The organism is Hyunsoonleella aquatilis (assembly GCF_014270105.1).
Taxonomy (GTDB): domain Bacteria; phylum Bacteroidota; class Bacteroidia; order Flavobacteriales; family Flavobacteriaceae; genus Jejuia; species Jejuia aquatilis.
In genome coordinates this window covers 92,547-110,249 of sequence record NZ_JACNMF010000002.1, presented here as the reverse complement: position 1 = coordinate 110,249, position 17,703 = coordinate 92,547, and the positions used below count along the sequence as shown (strand labels likewise).

Sequence of the window (17,703 nt, the reverse complement as noted above, 5' to 3'; positions counted from 1 at the left end):
GGCATGAGAAAACTGGTTGCCTATTTTATCAAACATAGTGTTGCGGTCAACGTTGTTGTTATTGGATTTTTGCTTTTTGGCCTTTTCGGAGCTTCAAAACTTAAATCCTCTTTTTTTCCTTTAGTCGATTCAAAAAATATTAATATCAGTGTAACCTACCCTGGTGCTTCGCCACAAGAAGTAGAAGAAGGTATTATTCTGAAAATAGAAGATAATCTCAAGGGACTTAACGGCGTGGAACGCGTCACGTCAACTTCTAGGGAGAATAGCGGTACTATTAATGTTGAAATTGAAAAAGGAAAAGACGTTGATTTTATGCTGCTTGAAGTCAAGAATGCTGTGGACAGAGTGCCGTCTTTCCCTATCGGGATGGAGCCTTTGGTAGTGGCCAAAATAGAGAACATGCGCCCCACCATAACCTTTTCTATTAGTGGTTCCAACATTCCTTTGGCAACCCTTAAGCAAATAGGAAGGCAAGTTGAAAATGATTTAAGAGGTATTGATGGCATTTCCCAAATTGAAATTACCGGCTATCCAGATGAAGAAATTGAAATTGCGGTTAACGAAACCGGTTTATTGGCATACAACCTTTCTTTTGCCGAAGTTTCTCAGGCTATCAACCGGTCCAGTCTTATAACTACGGGAGGTACAATAAAGACCGTAGCCGAAGAATATTTAATACGAGCCAATGCCCGCTCATATTATGCCGATGAATTATCCAACCTTGTTGTAAAAGCAGATCCTTCTGGGCGTATTGTTCGGTTGAAAGATATTGCTGAGGTAAGTGATAAATTTTCAGAAACACCCAATGCCTCATATTTCAACGGGAATTTGGCAATTAACGTAACAATAACTAGCACGAATACAGAAGATTTAATTTCTTCCGCCGAGAAAACCAAGGCATATATTGAAGAGTTTAATCAAAAATACGACAACGTTCAGCTCAATGTGGTTAGGGATTTGTCTACTACGCTTGTACAACGAACAGATCTCCTTACCGAGAATGCCATTATAGGCATGATTTTAGTGCTCACCTTTTTATCCCTTTTTCTGAACATCCGCCTGGCGTTTTGGGTGGCTTTTGGGCTACCCGTGGCCTTTTTGGGTATGTTTATGTTTGCAGGGTTTTTTAATGTCACCATTAACGTGCTGTCCTTGTTTGGAATGATTATCGTAATCGGTATTTTGGTGGATGATGGTATTGTGATTGCCGAAAACATCTATCAGCAATACGAAAAGGGCAAATCCCCCAAGCAAGCGGCCATAGACGGCGTAATGGAAGTGTTGCCAGCAATTATATCAGCAATAATTACCACGGTATTGGCTTTCAGTATATTCCTGTTTTTGGATGGCAGAATAGGAGAGTTTTTTGGGGAAGTATCGGTTGTTGTAATACTTACCCTCATAGTGTCCTTAGTGGAAGCTTTAATTATTTTACCAGCGCATTTGGCCCATTCCAAAGCGCTCAGGAAGCAAAGCATAGAGACGAAATCGGGTTTAGCTGGTGTTTTTCAAAGGGTGTTTTCCAAGCTTAGGTATATCAATACCTTGGGCGATAATATCATGAAATGGCTGAGGGACAATATGTATAGCCCAACCCTAAAATTCGCTTTGAAATATAAGTTTTTAACCTTCTCTTTTTTCGTTGTTTTCTTCATATTGACTTGGTCAAGTGTTTTGGGAGGCATCATTCGGGTGTCCTTTTTTCCACTAATCGCCAGTGATAGTGTTCAAATTACGTTGAATATGCCAAACGGGACGAATGAAAAAGTTACCGATAGCATTATTTCCTTTATTGAATTAAAGGCGATTGAAGCGACCAATGATATCCATAATGAATTTTTAGGTGAAAATACAGAAAAGCATTTGGTGGAAAATATCATTAAGCGATTGGGCCCCGGGTCATCAACTGCCACAGTAACTGTCAACTTATTGCCAGGAGAAGAACGCCCAAATGAAATAACTGCCGGCTTGGTTACCAATAAAATACGTGAAAAGGTAGGACCTGTATTTGGTGTGGAGAGTTTAATTTTTGGATCCGGTAGAAATTTTGGTGGCAGTCCTGTTTCGGTTTCTTTATTAGGCAATGATATCAATGAATTAAAAGCTGTGAAAGCCGAGTTAAAACAAAATCTTGAAAATAATATCTTATTGAAAGATGTTACGGATAATGACCCGGCAGGCATAAAGGAAATCCGTTTGCAGTTAAAGGAAAGCGCCTATGCGCTTGGACTGAACTTGCAATCAATAATGGGGCAAGTGCGATCGGCTTTTTTTGGTGCCCAGGCACAACGTTTCCAAAGAGGTCAGGACGAAATTAGGGTTTGGGTACGCTATGATAGAGAGGATAGAACATCCGTTAAAAATTTGGACAATATGCGTATTGTAACTCCTAATGGCCAGCGCGTGCCATTAAAGGAAGTAGCCACTTATAGCATAGAACGAGGCGATGTGGCCATAAACCACTTGGATGGGCGCAGAGAAATTCAAGTTTCTGCCGATATCAAAGACCAAAAGAAAACGAGCGCCACGGATATTATGGCCGAGATACAAAATGATATTATGCCGGAAATCCTAGCAAAATACCCAACGGTTAAGCCATCTTATGAGGGCCAGAACCGGGAACGTTTAAAACTAACCAGTTCCCTAGGTCCAGTGGGTTTGGTAGTTTTAATTCTTATTTATATTGTAATTGCGTTCACTTTTAAAAGTTATAGTCAACCGCTTTTGCTCATTATTTTGATTCCGTTTAGTTTGCCAGCAGTGGCCTGGGGCCATTGGATTCATGATTTTACTTTGAATATTCTTTCCCTTTTGGGAATCATTGCCCTTATTGGTATTATGGTGAATGATGGATTGGTGCTTATAAGTAAGTTCAATAATAACCTTCGGGAAGGGATGACCTTTGACGATGCCCTTTATGAGGCTGGTCGTTCAAGGTTTAGGGCTATCTTCTTAACCTCAATAACAACTGTGGCAGGTTTGGCACCTTTAATTTTTGAGGAAAGTAGGCAGGCGCAGTTTCTAATTCCCATGGCGGTTTCTATAGCATACGGCATTGGCTTTGCCACTGTGTTGACATTGATTATGTTGCCCATCTTTTTATCCTTTGGCAATAATGTTAAAACGACAGCCAAATGGTTATGGCTCAATAGGGAAGTTTCAAAAGAAGAAGTTGAGCGCGTGGTTTATGAAAAGGACGAGGATTTGGAATTGGAAGGCACGGTGCCTCATTTGATAAATGATAATTATGTAACCGAGGAAGAAGTATTGGCCCTATTAAATAAACAAAACAATTCCGATGAAAAGTAGAATAGTACTATACTCAGCATTAGTTTTCCTTGGAATGTTTGGTAATGCCCAACAAGTATTGCGTACAGAAGATGCACTGAAATTGGCATTGGAGCATAATTATGGTATTAAAATCGCAAATAATCTAGCGGAATTGGCCGAGAACAATGCCGATATTTTGAATTCAGGCTACTTACCAACGCTTACAGGAAATGCAGGGGCAACTATTGATAGGCAAAATACCGAAGGGCAATTGGCTCCTCAGCCCGATCCAGATAACCCTGATGGCCCAGCTATTCAAAGACCACCTCGTATAGCTAATGGAGCTGAGACGAGGCGATATAATGCTTCCCTAAATTTAAATTATGTATTGTTCGATGGGTTGGGCAGAATGTATAATTACAAACGCTTAAAGGAAGAATATCAGTTGTCCGAATTGGACGCACGGGAAACCGTGGAGACTACAATTGCACAATTATTCTCAATATATTACACCGTTGCGCAATCCTCAGAGAATACTAGGATTTTGGAGCAGACCTTAACCATTTCTAAAGATAGACTAACCCGAGCGACGTATCAGTTTGACTATGGTCAAAGCACGAAGTTGGATGTGCTGAATGCCGAAGTAGATATAAACAACGATAGCATCAACCTGATTAATGCCAAACAGCAATTGAGAAATGCAAAACGAGACTTAATGGTAGTTTTGGGTAATAAAATGCCGATTGAGTTTGATGTGCAAACGGATGTCAGCTTTATGCTTAATTTGGACAAAGAAGAGTTACTTTCAAAAACTCGGATGAACAACATTTACTTATTAAGGGCCGAAAAAAATATCAGTATCAGTCAATTTGATGTAAAAGCTAGCAAAGCCCAATTTTTACCTTCGGTGGGGTTACAGGGGTCTTATGGTTGGAACGAAACTGCAAATAATAACAATCCCATAGCGTTCGTACTCCAAAGTACGAGCAGTGGGGTTTCGGGTGGGGTAAACTTAACGTGGAACCTTTTTGATGGCGGTACTTCTATTACTAGAACAAAGAATGCCAAAATCAATCTGGAAATACAAGAACTTCAAAAGGAGCAACTTCTGATGGACGTTGAGCGGAATTTTAATAACGCCTGGGAGGACTATCAAAACAAACTCACTGTTTTGGGGATGCAGGAGGATAATATTATCACAGCATCCAATAATTTTGAAAGAACTCAAGAGAAATTTAAACTAGGCCAGGTCAATTCTATTGAATTTAGGCAAGCTCAGATTAATTTAATAAATGCAGAACTCAATCGAAACCAGGCTAAATATCAGGCTAAAGTGTCGGAGTTGGAAGTCTTGAGAATAAGTGGAGAATTACTGAACGTCGATTTTTGAAGAAATTAAATGTTAAAATTTTATGTATTTCGTCGAATAAAATAGTTTTTCATCTATATGATAGCTAATTTCGTTGAGTATTAGTCCTAAAATCGACCTAAAGATGAAAACCTTAAAGCTAACAATTCTTAGTCTATTTGTAGCAGTTTCTGCTTTTGCGAATATTTCGAATAGTGAAAAAGAGGCGCTCTTAGCCCTTTATAACAGTACCAATGGCGCTCAATGGAATGCTACTTGGGATATCAATGCCTCCATAGATACATGGAGCGGTGTTAAAATTGAAAACGGTACGGTAACCGAAATCAACTTACCTTTTAATAACCTAAAAGGTGAATTGCCTGCTGAAATTGCCAGTTTGGTAAATCTTAAAACCTTAAATCTTGGTTTTAATGGCTTAACTGGAACAATTCCATCAGAGTTGAGCAAGTTGACAAACCTTGAGGCTCTTGAATTGTTTATGAACAAATTTGAAGGCGATATTCCTTCTGAATTAGGTAACTTAAAAAACTTAAAATCCTTAAAATTATATAGCAACCAACTAACGGGAAATATTCCTTCTTCTATTATGGGTTTGACCAATTTAGAAGAGTTGTTATTGGGTAGTAATTTTTTAACTGGAAATATTCCAACCGAAATCTTTGCATTGACCAAGTTGAAAAAATTCAGCGTTATGGACAATAAAATGGATGGTGAAATTCCTGTTGAGATTGCACAATTGGAAGACCTGGAAGAGTTATTACTGTCAAGCAACCAGTTTACTGGTGATTTGCCAATGGAGTTGATTAATTTGACAAACCTTAACACCATTATGGTTAGCGATAACAACCTGAACCAAGAATATATCAGTGTTTCAGGTAAGAATCCACCAGCTTTGATGCGTTTAAATACCCAAAGCGCTACGGCCACAATGGACATTGAAAAAGATTAATTAGTAAAGTTATTTATCAATAAGTTAATGGCAAAGTAGGTGCAGTAGTTGCACCTACTTTTTTTGTTTATATATGAAAGAACATTATTTTACCTGTCCTTATTGCTGGCAAAACATTTCGATGTTGATCGATGAATCCGTCTCCAGTCAATCCTATATAGAGGATTGTGAAGTATGTTGCAACCCTATTCAACTCACTGTAAAATTTTCCGAAGCGGAATTGACAGACTTTCAGGCCACTAGTATCGAGCAATAATTTTTTTCGTTTGAAGCCTTGCCAAATCTAAAAAGGGTTGTATATTTGCTGTCCAATATCGCGGGATAGAGCAGTAGGTAGCTCGTCGGGCTCATAACCCGAAGGTCACTGGTTCGAGTCCAGTTCCCGCTACAAAGTAGATTCTACGGAAACATAAGAGACAATGCGGTTTAAAATAGACTTGAGCCGCATTTTTTTTATGCCCAAGAAATCTTGTCTTTTTAAAAACCGTACACTCTAATGTACAACTTTTGGCTACAAAAAACATGTTCGACTGGCCTATATATCTGAGGAGAAATTTATTTTTACTTTTTGTTTTTGGTTGTAGCCTTTTAGGGGTTTCTCAAAATAAAAGGAGTTATACCTACGCTAAAAAGGATTCCAAGAAGTTGAGATTGGATGTTTACACCCCCGAGCACCTAAAAAAAGGAGAAAGTTTACCTGTGGTCATTTGGATGCATGGAGGGAGCTTTTCTGGAGGAGAAAGGGATGGCGCTACCGAGACCCGCTTTATGAAATATCTAACAAAAAATGGATATATCGGGGTGTCGATTTCGTATAGATTGTTGCTAAAAGGTTCTAAAACCGGGTTTGGATGCAATTGCCCTGCGTCTTTAAAAAAGGAAGTATTCCGTCAGGCCACCATGGATTTTTTGGACGCGACCAAATACATTGTTGCCCGAAAGAAAAAACTCCGGATTGATATTGATAAAATAATTGCAGGAGGCAGTAGCGCCGGAGCGGAGGTGGTATTGCATGCCGTGTATTTAAAACGATTTTTGCTTGATGATGTTAAAACATACGCCAAAGTGAACTTTGCCGGTGTTTTTGCATTGGCTGGTGCTGTCATGGATACCAGCTATATTTCCGAGGACAATGCCGTTCCAGCTGTTTTGTTCCATGGGACTGAAGATAAATTGGTGCCTTTTGGGGAAGCCCCGCACCGCTATTGTTCTGAGGATGACTCAGGTTTTTTGGTTTTAAATGGCTCAGAAAGTATTGCCAATAGATTGCACCAGTTGAACCAATCGTACTACCTACATAAAGTAATAGGAGGAGGGCACGAAGTCAACCATATTCCTTATGACGAATTGGATGCTGTGCTTGAGTTTTTTGAAAAAACACTGGGCTCCGGAGAAACCATTCAGACGGTTCGTTCCGTGAAAAAGTAGGATTGGATTATTCATCCATATGATATTTTTGATAGGACTTATGTCTCAAAGTGTATTTCGCTTTGATAAACAAAAAAGGCCTTCTAGAAAGAAAACCTTTTTCTGTTACCGGTTGCTCAACCAATAACCAAACTAAACTAAACAAACTATAGTGCTATTAATTAATTCATTAAGCTAGTTACTTACTATCTTTTAAAACTTTGCAAGTTTTGTTGTAAACGTATTTCCTAAATCGTTTTTAGCCCTTACAACATAAATACTTTTAGGTAAATCGTAAATATTAAAATTATATCCACTTCTAAAATTGCCATCGAATGATTTTACCAGTTTACCATGTATGTCATAAATGGAAACTGTTGCGACATCAACATTTAATGAAAACTCGTTTTGGGCAGGGTTGGGATACAAAGTAACGTTGCGTGTTGTTTCAAAATCATTTGAGGAAAGTGTTGATAACTGATTCCCATAAATTTTGAATTCGCCCGGAGCTAGGCTGATTGAGGTAGTACTGCCATCAATAGTTGCTGGTGAGCCTGAGGTATCCATTAAATCATACCAAGTTCCCCCGTAAGGGAAATTTGGATTGATATTCATAGTAGTCAACTCAAAATTAGCGATAATGATCACATTTTTTAATTCAGAACCCGAAGTATTTTCATTTCCGGTGAAAATGCTTATCCGAGGACGGAGGTTTCCAGAGGAAATATTATAGTCCCCCTCAAATACAGGTTCGTTAATTTTTAAATTATTGATTCTAGACCACGCTTCGTATATAGGGCTTCTATTGACATCGTTAATCCAATCTTGGGTCCATTGTGGTTGTGGTTTGGTATCTAATTTACAATCGCCTGATGGTGTACCGCCATCGCCTCCGGGAGGGGCATCATCTGGTAGGTTTAATGTGCCATTGGAGCACGTAAATATAGAGTTTTCCATGCCCAATTCTCCGAAATGCCAAATCATTTTTGGTCCGGGAATGGTTAAGGAAACCGCACCTAAAGCAGATATTCTAGACAAAGCAGTGTTGATATCCTTTGTGTCATAGCCTCCACTGCTGTTGCCAAAACGCCAATTTTTTTCCATTGTTCTTACCTCATCATGACTTTCGGCATAGCCTACTACACGCGGTGCTGTATAACCTGTGCGGGCCTTATGTCCCATACGGCTAATGTTGGAGCTACTGGAATATCCCATAGTCAATTGGGCATAGGGGTCGGTCATTTTTCCCCACATCATAATGCCTTTTGGAATGGCATCTCCCAATCGGTAATTGGCCCATTCGCTTTCTTCTGTATCACCTCCTAGATGTTCGAAAATCACATAGTGGGTTTCGTCCAAACTCCAGGAATAATCTGCATATTCTTTTAAAACGGCTACGCGATCTGCTTGATAGCTGTTGGTGCAACTTTCATTTCCGCTAGTACAATTTTGTGTAAATCCCTTGGTCAAATCCCAACGGAAACCGTCTATGTTGAATTCTTCAATCCAATGTTTTACCACACGTTTTGTGTAATCTTTTGTGATAGTATTGGAGTGATTAAAATCCGAACCCACATTATAAGCATGCCTTGGAGATGTATTAAAATAAGGGTTATCAGAACTTGGCTCGCCCCATCCGTCTCTGTCAGCATCATTCATCCACATGCGTACCATAGGATTGCGGCCAAAGGCATGGTTTAAGGCGATGTCCAAAATAACGGCAATACCGTTTTGGTGGCATACGTCTATAAACTCTTTAAATATGTCCTCGGTGCCATAAAACTTGTCCAGAGCCATATGAAACGAAGTATTGTAGCCCCAGCTCTCATTGCCCTCGAATTCCATAACAGGCATCAGTTCAATGGCATTGATATTTAAATCTTTGAAGTAATCAATCTTATCAATCAAATCCTGATAATTTCGGTCCGCATCAAAATCGCGAATCAATACTTCATAAATCACTAAATCTTCTTTTTTAGGTTTTACGAAATTTGTGACCTGCCAATTGTACGGTGTTTTGTCCGTTTGTAAAACGGTAACCTCGCGTTCCTGCCCTGTTGGATACATTGGTAAGCCCGGATAGGTTGATGCAGGAATAAATGGGTCATCAAAAGGGGATAATACCAAAGTAGAAAAAGGATCCGCCGTCTTTACCATTTCCGGGGAATTGGCAATCGGCGTTTTATCCACCACCCAGTATTGATAGGTTTCAATTTTTTGTGAAGTCAAACCTGTAAGCGTTAACCAAAATTTATTTCGTGTCGTATCATATTTCATCGCATCCGAGATTTCGGGTTCCCATCCGTTGAAGCTTCCGGCAACATATACAAAATCCTTGCCCGGGGCATTTAACACCAATGTTGCAGTTGTTGGGTCTGAGTCGTCGTAATTGATGCCATCTTCATAATCTTCCGGCATGGTTGCATTGTTGGTGCCCGGGTCAATAATGGCTGAAAATTCGGCCGATTTGGTTGTGCCTCCAATAGTTGCTTCCAAAACGTAATTTTTGTTTTCCAAAATATTCATATCCGTAAAGGAATAGGAAGATATGCCGTTCTGAGTGTTTATGGTAGCACCATTTGCCTTTAGCACATAATTGGCGTTGCCACCGGTGTTGGTAGCAGAAATACTAAGATTTCCACCTGACGATATAATGGTTGTTGCGTCTGTAGGTGATGTAAGTGTCAGTTGAAGGGTGCCCACATCCTCATCTAAGTCTTGAGATTTTTTATCTCCTGTGCCATCCTTTGCTTTAATTAGAAATCCTATGCGTCCAATGCCTGTTCTTCCGTAAAAAGAGGTAGGGGTGAAAGTAATGGTATAGGTATCGCTACCGCTATTGTAGGTGAGTCGATTGGTTTCGTTCGAATTGTTCCATGTGCCGTTGGTAGGGCAATCTTGCTGGTTAGAGATATTTGTGTCCCAGGACCAGGCCCAAAGGTAAAGTGCATTGCCGGTAACGCCCCATGTAGCTTCGTTAATACTGCTGCCTTGAAAGGTAATCGTTATTGAGTCATCCTCTTCAAAGGGAAGTGGTGAAACGCTGTACGTAACCGTTTGTTTTTGTGCCAAAACAAAAGCTGATATAAAGAACAGGATATATGTAATTTTTTTCATTTGCATTATTTTTTTGTGATAGTGGACTAGGTCGAAGCTTATAGCTATCTATTAACTTCGAAATAGTATGTAAAATGTTAAGGCACCCCGATGTTTAATGAAAACATGGTGCAAGTTTTAGGCAAAAAAGGCTGTACGATATAATTGGCACAGCCTTTTTAGTCACTTAACACTTTTAAATTTTATTCCTAGTTAGGAATGATGACGTATGCGCCATCCAAATCGTTGAACCAAACATCGTAGGTTCCTGTAGGTGCGTTAAAGGGGATATTATCTCCACCTCCTGCAAGCACTGAGGTGCCATAGAGTTCAGACGAGCCTGTGTATCTCCAAACATCGGCCCAGTCGTCATTTGCTCTAATTAGCATTTGTCCACCATTATTTAATGTAACACCATTTAGGTACCATAAATGTGGGTTGTTCGGATCCTGAGTGAAATCAGTGTCAGAGCCCCATCCACCTGGTGTGGCATCTCCGATTATGCCAATAGTGCCATATGTTGGCGCTCCTGAAGCATCGTATGGGGCTACTGTAAAGCTTCCTCCCTCTCCAACTGTGGTGAAGGTATAGGTGTAATAACCAGCAGCGCCCACGTTAAACGTTCCGGGGTCTGATCCACCACCTGGATTAACTGCCAAGGTTGAGCCATCATTTGTTCCCCATTGTGGTTGCCACTGTCCTTTTACTTCTAATAATTTGAAAGCTCCTGCACCAAAGTATCCTGTAAAGAAATAGCCGTTGGGTACATCTTGATCTCTAAATATGGGTGTATTGTTATTGTCATTGCTCCATCCTGGAGTAGTGGCATCTCCTACCATATATAAATATGGGAAGGATACATTATACGGAGTAATTGAAACCGTAGTGGTATCGCTGACGCGTTCTAAAGTGTTTCCATTTTGGTTGGTATTTCTGGCAATGATTCTCATATCGGCATTTCCTGCAGTATCAGGAGCAAGGCCCAAGCCAATGGCTACAGCATTTAAATCAGAATGTGTAACGGATAAAGTTGTGCCATTGGTCACAGTTCCTACGGTAACTGGGGCAGCAAAGTCCGTGCCGGCCGCGGCAGCTTCAATGGTATAGATCACTTCGATACCTAAGGTTGAAGATAAAACAGCATCCTCCCAATTAATAGTCATTGCTGTTTCCCCTGAAGTGGCCAAAGCTAGAACGTATGCATCATTATTTGATGGATTTGACATCATAGGAGCATCTGTAGGATAGGTAGTCACCAAATAAAGCACTGAATTACTTAAAGTGCCCCCGGCATTTACTCTAAAATAAACTGCAATATCCCTAAAATTGGCTGCGCCAGCATTTCTAATGGCATCATTCAGATCAGCGACGCTAATTGAAAATGAATTGGAGTTCACATTTCCTAAGTTTACTATTGAAGTAAAATCAGCATCTAAGGCCATTTCAACGTCATAGGACGAACTTCCTGTTACTTCGTCGTTCCATGCCATACTTAATGCGGCATTATCGGGGGTGCCAAAATTCAGGAACACTGTGCTAATACCTGGCTGCTGCAATACGAATGCAGGGTCAGGTGATGTTATTTCAAGAGTTTCCTCCGTTTCACATGCGGTAAATATCAAGGCAAGTGAAAGAAAAAGAAAACTTATTTTATTTGTTAATATTTTCATATCTAATTTTTTTTATGATTATAAATTCAATGGAATTAGTATATAACGACCATCTAAATCGTTAAACCAAACCTCGTAATCGTCTTCTACAACCACAGGGATACTTCCGCCTTCTGTTGCCTGTCCTGAAAATTCAGTGCTGCCGCCCCAGCTGCTTCCTGTGTTGGTGACGAATTGGAGCTCGCCAGGTACAAGGCGTACACTTGGAATGTTCCAAATATGACTATCGAAACTAGACTGTGTCATGGCTGCTATCGTAGTGGCGGAACCTTGGATTTCCATAGAAGTAAAATCGGTTGCGCCTGAAGCATCATAAGGCTCCATAGTGTAACTCTGGTCACCGAAATTAATGGTGAAGTGATAATACCCAGAACTGGCAACTCCAAACCTTCCTGGATCGCTTCCTTGAGTTCCAGGATTACCGGCAATATCCCCACCTGTTTTAATGACATCATCACCTTCATTATCCGTTACTCCCCATTGCGGTTGCCAAAGCCCTCTGGATTCTAAAACTTTGAACCTTCCCTCTCCAAAGTCGCCAGAACTATTGGTAAAAAAACCAGTATAATGATATAGATTTTGATTGCCTGCATCTCTAAACAATGCTGGGTTGTTGGCGTTATTGTCCCATCCAGGAGCCACACCGTTTCCAACTAAATAGTAGTCATCAAATGGATAGTTAAAGTATGGGAATACCATAAAACTAATGCTATTAGAAGCTACCGCTATTCCGTTTTGTGTTCCTAAGGAAGATACCACACGTGCATATAAGGTATTCCACGCAAAAGGCGGTAATCCAAGCGTACCTGCCGCAGAGTTTAGCTCACTAACTGAAAGCGTAGCGGTATTGTTCCCACTTACGCTCGAGGCTGTGGTAGGGTTCGTAAAAGCCTCGTCTGCTGCAATTTCTATATTGTAGTTTACAGTAGCTTGTTGACCGTAATTAGCTTCCGTCCAGGTTAATGTCATTGCTGGGTTGTTAACGTTTACGGGATCCAACTCTATGTTGTTAATCGATAAATCGGATAATAGAACTGGAGCCGTTTCTGAGACCAAGAATTCATCTGTCCCATCTTCGCACGAACTTGCCAGTACTGCGGTGCATACCGCAAGGACAAATATTGATATGTTTTTAATATATTTCATCATAAATCTTTTAAATATTAATACCCAGGGTTTTGCGTAAGGTTAGGGTTGGCCGCTAAGCTACCTACAGGAATTGGATATAGGTCAAAGTGTGCAGGAAGTGATATACCATTACTGCCATTGCCTTTCCAAACCCAGTTATAACTGCCACCGGTAAACCTTCCATATCGGATTAAATCCTGTCTCCTGTGGGCTTCCCAGTGTAGTTCACGTGCTCTTTCATCTAAGATCAAATCCAAAGTCAGTTCTCCTGAAGTAATAGTATTTGGATTGTTAGATCTAGTCCTTAGGGCATTGAAATAGTCAACTGCAGCTGAAAGTGTACCGCCGCCACCTCTTAAATGGGCTTCAGCATACATCAAATAGACATCAGCTAATCTGAACAACGGGAAATCCGTATCAACAAAAGTTTGGTCTGGGCCAAAATCTCCGGTAGAAGTTGCATTTGAATACTTTTGAAGAATATATCCAGTATCCTTGTCTGAGATATCGGTGATTTCAATAGGTCGGCCTGCTGAAATAATCGTGTTTCTATCATCAGTATTGAAGCCAGCTCCGAATAAATCCGCCAATTGCTTTCTTACTCTAAGGGCTCCGCCCCATCCGCCAGCACCTACGCCAACTTCGGATCCGTTTTTCTCGATACTACCTACAGATCCGTTGATCATCACTGTGGTAGGCCCGTAGTTTTGTACGGTAATACCATCCGAAACAATTGGGAAGATGATTTCCTTGGTTGCAGAATTGGTGTTGTTGTCTGCCATAAAATTGTGCAGATAGCTATCGGCCAATTGATAACCGCCACTAATAATTCTTTCGCAATACGTAAGGCATTCTGTGTAATGGGCCTCATTGATATACACCTCAGCATTCAAATATATTTTTGCCAAAAGCATGTAGGCTACGCCCTTATCAGCTCTACCGTATTCATTTTGGCCAGGATCTGCCAAATCGTTTTCAATGGCCAGTAATTCAGATTCTATATAATCGAAGAGTTGAATTCTGTTATATGCTTCAGGTTCTGGATCATTTACAGGAGTGGTTTCATCTGAGAAGTTGGCCTGCCCAAAAAGATCCATCATATAATAGTAAGCCATAGCTCTTAGTAACCTAGCTTCAGCACGATAAGCTGGAATTTCACTGCGAATAGCTGAAGAAACGCCACGACCGTCTAATGCGCCATCGGTGGTTTCGCGTAAATAGTTGTTTGCTAAAGCGATAGATAAATGCGCCCTGCTGAACATACCCAACAATAATGGGTTTTGGGAAGTCCAAATGTTTCTTTGGATTTCGCGAGCTCCAGGGTCGTTTTCATAGGACCAAATCATTTGATCGGCCGATAGAGTTTGAGTATACAGTAGTACCCGCCCAAATTGGCTAGTACCGGCATCGATACCCTTTAAGTTTGAACTTTCAGGGCCATCTGTTCCCGTTAAAGCTAAGTTAGCATAAATACCTGCTAAAACTTGCTTATAGGCTCGTTCGTCTTGAAACAAATCTTCACCTAATGTGGTTTGATCGTCGTTTGGTGTGATATTTAAGTCATCCGTACATGAGGTCAATGTAGCGATAAACAACAATACCAAGCCAAATGTGTTGTGTATTTTAAATCTTGTATTCATAGTTTGGTTTTTTTAAAATTTAAAATTAGCACCCACCAAGAAAGTTCTTGGTCTAGGGTAAACTACGTTGTCGATTCCTAAAGTCAAAGTAAGATCGGAATCGTTATCCGTTACCTCTGGGTCTAATCCGCTGTATTCGGTAATGGTGAATACGTTTTGAACACCACCCCAAATTCTGACACTTTTAAGTGAATTAGATATCTCATTAAAGGTGTAGCCTAAAGTTATATTATCCATTCTTAAAAATGAAGCGTTTTCTACATAAATATCAGAGGTGATGACGTCCGAGGTATTTTGGAAATTGGTTTCCAAAACAGACGTTGGCACGTTGGCCGGTATTCCGTTATCCAACAACAATGCATATTGAGATTTTGAAGATCTAACGTTATTGTAAACGTAGTTGCCAAGGTTAGCCCTTAAGTTAAAGGCAAAATCAAAATTCTTGTAAAAGATGTTCGATTGAAAACCTAAAATGGTATTAGCACCAGGATTTTCTTTGATATAGCGGTCTTCATCATTAATCACATTATCGCCATTCAAATCCGCATAGGCACCTTCAATTGGGTTGCCGGATGGGTCGTACAATTGCTTAAATACGTAGAAGGAATTAGGCGCTTCGCCCTCCCTATGGATTTGAATATTATTACCCGTTCCTCCAGAAATTCCTCCTGTTCTCACATCTTGGCCAAGTGCTAATTCTTGGATTTCTCTGTCCAATAATGTGGCGTTGAAGTTAAAATCTACTTTAAAATCATCAGTGTTTACAACGTCAGTATTTACAGAGAATTCCATACCTTGAATCTGTAGTTCACCAATGTTTTGGATGACACTGTTTGAAAAGTTGGTACCGTCAGCAACTGTAGCTGTAAATAATAAGTCGGTTGAATTCTTCTGAAAGAAGTTTAATGAACCCGAAACCTTATTGCCAAAAAGGCCATAATCAACACCAAATTCAATCGTGGTCGTCTCTTCCCATTTTAGATCTGGATTGATTTCCGAAGCAATCAAGGATTGAATTACTGAATTGCCAAACTGGTATTGAGAATTGCCATCACCACTTCTATAGCGGTTCAAGAATATGTCTTTCTCGTCAATATCCTGTTGTCCAGTAATACCAAAACCAACCCTTAGTTTCAAATTTGAAATGGTTTCGGAATCTTTAAGGAAATCTTCATCGCTAATATTCCATGCGAACGCTGCAGCAGGGAAATTGCCCCATCTATTGTTTTCACCAAAACGGGAGGTTCCGTCTCGCCTGTAGGTAAGAGTTAATAAGTATTTGTCGAGGAAACTGATATTTGCCCTTCCAAAAAATCCAATTAAAACAATATCAGGGTCTGCATAATTATCATCTACATCTGCTGGATCTTGAATATTTCTACCATTTTTACCGTTGTTAATAAAACGCTGATAGGAATACCCAGCCGTAAATTCAGTGCCAAATTTGTCAAAATCTTTCTTATAGGTTAAATAACCATCTAAAAGTCTGTTGATTCTAATTTGATTATTTTGTTTGAATTCACCTAGGAATATTTGTTGCAGATCGGTTGTAGCAGCTCCTCTGTCCTTGATATCAAAACCTGTAGATTTTGTTTGGTCAAAACCTAAATTCAATACTGCTCTTAATTCTGGTAAGAAATGGAATTTATAATCGAAATTCAAATTACCATAAGCTCTATTGGCATCACCTGTATTATTTCTTTGTAATAAAGAAGCTACAGGGTTTTGGGTGCCAATGGATATAATATTACCATCCCTGTGCTGGTAATAACCTCCAAATGGAGAAGAAGGATCAAAAACAGGTTGCGTAGGATCGTAGCGCATAGCTGCACCGATTTGTCCGGCATCCGCAAAACGGTTGTCCTCGAAAGCCAAATTGGCGTTTAAGTTTACTTTTAAATGATCATCAAAAAACGTTGGATTTAAAGCGATACTTAAATTTCGTCTATCAAAATCTGAAGTTTGTAATACACCTTCTTGTTTCACCGCTCCAAAGGAAAATCTAGTTGGTAGCACCTTAAGTAAGGAGCCTTGCATTGATATATTATGTTGACTTGAAGCTGCAGTGCTTCTAAAAATTTCCTCTTGCCAATTCGTGTTAGCATTTCCCAATAAACTCTCATCAATAGTTTGATTGTTGATGGGTTGGCTAGCCACTAATTGACGGAAGGCATCAGCAGAAAATACGTCGATATAGTCTGTTACCTCGCCAAAACTAAATTGTGTATCATATGTAGCGCTAAAAGTAGATTTACCTTTTTTGGTAACTATAATGATTACACCATTCGCAGCTCGAGACCCGTAGATAGCGGTGGCCGACGCATCTTTCAAAACGGAAAATGAATCGATATCATTTGGGTTGATGGAAGCTAACACACCTCTGGATCCAGTAACACCTTTATTATCAATAGGTAAACCGTCAATAATAATTAAAGGGTCATTGGATGCATTAATTGAAGAACCACCCCGAATTCTGATTTGGGAACCAGAACCTGGTGCACCACTAGTATTAACACTCACACCGGCAACACGACCGTTTAAAAGGTTTTCGGCTGTTACAATGTTACCTTTGGTAAAGTCTTCTTGTGTTATGGCCTCAACCGAACCGGTAGCGTCTTTTTTGGTTGTGGAACCATAACCGATCACCACAATTTCTTCCAGTTGCGCCGCGTCTTCGGATAACTGAACATCCAAAGAGGTTTGACCAGAATAAGTGATTTCTTTGGATTGATAGCCCACATAGGAGAATACAATAACATCGCCGTTATTGACTTCAATCTGGTAGTTTCCACCAAAATCCGTGGCCGTACCTGTTGTTGTGCCTTTAATAACAACATTAACGCCCGGGAGTGGGATGGAAGTTGACTGTTCTGTTACCGTTCCCTTAACCAAATTTTGCCCGAATAAAAATACCGGGAAAACCAGTAGCAAAAACAGTAAATTTTTAGTATTTGTTTTCATACAGTTTGTTAAATTAATGTATTAATTAGTCAGTTATACTTTCACTTCTCACGTCAAAATTATGTAAAGGAATTGTTAAGAAATAATTTTTAATTACGAAATATTTAACGAAAACGTTTTCGTGTTGACAACTTTTTATTATTTGGCTCTAAAATTGAGAAATAATCATTTTTAGGCTATCAAATAATTATGCATGCATAGTGTAGAAAA

At 39.8% G+C, this 17,703-nt stretch carries 10 protein-coding genes and 1 tRNA gene; 6 read left to right on the top strand and 5 right to left on the bottom strand.

From position 1 onward, the window contains the following. Positions 1–3 precede the first annotated feature (3 nt). The 6 genes from H7U19_RS05935 to H7U19_RS05910 all read left to right on the top strand — a co-directional run bounded on the left by H7U19_RS05935 (position 4) and on the right by H7U19_RS05910 (position 7,019). Positions 4–3,312, top strand: a complete 3,309-nt coding sequence (locus tag H7U19_RS05935; protein ID WP_186560126.1) for an efflux RND transporter permease subunit — start codon at positions 4–6, stop codon at positions 3,310–3,312. After that, entirely contained in the window at positions 3,302–4,663 is a 1,362-nt protein-coding gene (locus tag H7U19_RS05930; protein ID WP_186560124.1) for a TolC family protein, read from the top strand. Before H7U19_RS05935 ends, H7U19_RS05930 begins: the two co-directional genes overlap by 11 nt. Positions 4,664–4,766: 103 nt before the next feature. After that, positions 4,767–5,591, top strand: a complete 825-nt coding sequence (locus H7U19_RS05925; RefSeq protein WP_186560122.1) for a leucine-rich repeat domain-containing protein — start codon at positions 4,767–4,769, stop codon at positions 5,589–5,591. Between the two features lie 73 nt (positions 5,592–5,664). Further along, positions 5,665–5,847, top strand: coding sequence for a CPXCG motif-containing cysteine-rich protein (locus H7U19_RS05920; protein WP_186560120.1), 183 nt, complete (start codon positions 5,665–5,667; stop codon positions 5,845–5,847). A gap of 59 nt (positions 5,848–5,906) precedes the next feature. After that, a tRNA-Met gene (locus H7U19_RS05915) sits at positions 5,907–5,979 on the top strand. Between the two features lie 134 nt (positions 5,980–6,113). Continuing rightward, positions 6,114–7,019 (top strand): alpha/beta hydrolase, encoded by a 906-nt coding sequence (locus tag H7U19_RS05910; protein WP_222597392.1) that lies wholly within the window; start codon positions 6,114–6,116, stop codon positions 7,017–7,019. Positions 7,020–7,211: 192 nt separating this feature from the next. Here the strand turns inward: H7U19_RS05910 and H7U19_RS05905 are convergent, their stop codons facing one another. The 5 genes from H7U19_RS05905 to H7U19_RS05885 form a co-directional block, all read right to left on the bottom strand. Continuing rightward, positions 7,212–10,115, bottom strand: coding sequence for an alpha-amylase family glycosyl hydrolase (locus tag H7U19_RS05905; RefSeq protein ID WP_186560118.1), 2,904 nt, complete (start codon positions 10,113–10,115; stop codon positions 7,212–7,214). A 188-nt stretch (positions 10,116–10,303) separates the two neighbouring features. After that, the gene (locus H7U19_RS05900; protein WP_186560109.1) at positions 10,304–11,764 is read right to left on the bottom strand and encodes a SusE domain-containing protein; all 1,461 of its coding nucleotides are present in this window, start codon (positions 11,762–11,764) and stop codon (positions 10,304–10,306) included. An 18-nt stretch (positions 11,765–11,782) separates the two neighbouring features. After that, positions 11,783–12,913 (bottom strand): SusE domain-containing protein, encoded by a 1,131-nt coding sequence (locus tag H7U19_RS05895; protein WP_186560108.1) that lies wholly within the window; start codon positions 12,911–12,913, stop codon positions 11,783–11,785. Between the two features lie 14 nt (positions 12,914–12,927). Beyond that, positions 12,928–14,532 (bottom strand): RagB/SusD family nutrient uptake outer membrane protein, encoded by a 1,605-nt coding sequence (locus tag H7U19_RS05890; protein WP_186560106.1) that lies wholly within the window; start codon positions 14,530–14,532, stop codon positions 12,928–12,930. 12 nt (positions 14,533–14,544) lie between these two features. After that, positions 14,545–17,493 (bottom strand): SusC/RagA family TonB-linked outer membrane protein, encoded by a 2,949-nt coding sequence (locus tag H7U19_RS05885; RefSeq protein ID WP_186560098.1) that lies wholly within the window; start codon positions 17,491–17,493, stop codon positions 14,545–14,547. Positions 17,494–17,703: the final 210 nt, after the last annotated feature.

Excerpts from the sequence above, each read along its gene's own strand:
- H7U19_RS05935 (WP_186560126.1), top strand. The coding sequence starts at position 4 with ATGAGAAAACTGGTTGCCTATTTTATCAAACATAGTGTTGCGGTCAAC.
- H7U19_RS05890 (WP_186560106.1), bottom strand. The coding sequence starts at position 14,532 with ATGAATACAAGATTTAAAATACACAACACATTTGGCTTGGTATTGTTG.
- H7U19_RS05925 (WP_186560122.1), top strand. The coding sequence starts at position 4,767 with ATGAAAACCTTAAAGCTAACAATTCTTAGTCTATTTGTAGCAGTTTCT.
- H7U19_RS05905 (WP_186560118.1), bottom strand. The coding sequence starts at position 10,115 with ATGAAAAAAATTACATATATCCTGTTCTTTATATCAGCTTTTGTTTTG.
- H7U19_RS05895 (WP_186560108.1), bottom strand. The coding sequence starts at position 12,913 with ATGATGAAATATATTAAAAACATATCAATATTTGTCCTTGCGGTATGC.
- H7U19_RS05910 (WP_222597392.1), top strand. The coding sequence starts at position 6,114 with ATGTTCGACTGGCCTATATATCTGAGGAGAAATTTATTTTTACTTTTT.
- H7U19_RS05920 (WP_186560120.1), top strand. The coding sequence starts at position 5,665 with ATGAAAGAACATTATTTTACCTGTCCTTATTGCTGGCAAAACATTTCG.
- H7U19_RS05885 (WP_186560098.1), bottom strand. The coding sequence starts at position 17,493 with ATGAAAACAAATACTAAAAATTTACTGTTTTTGCTACTGGTTTTCCCG.
- H7U19_RS05900 (WP_186560109.1), bottom strand. The coding sequence starts at position 11,764 with ATGAAAATATTAACAAATAAAATAAGTTTTCTTTTTCTTTCACTTGCC.
- H7U19_RS05930 (WP_186560124.1), top strand. The coding sequence starts at position 3,302 with ATGAAAAGTAGAATAGTACTATACTCAGCATTAGTTTTCCTTGGAATG.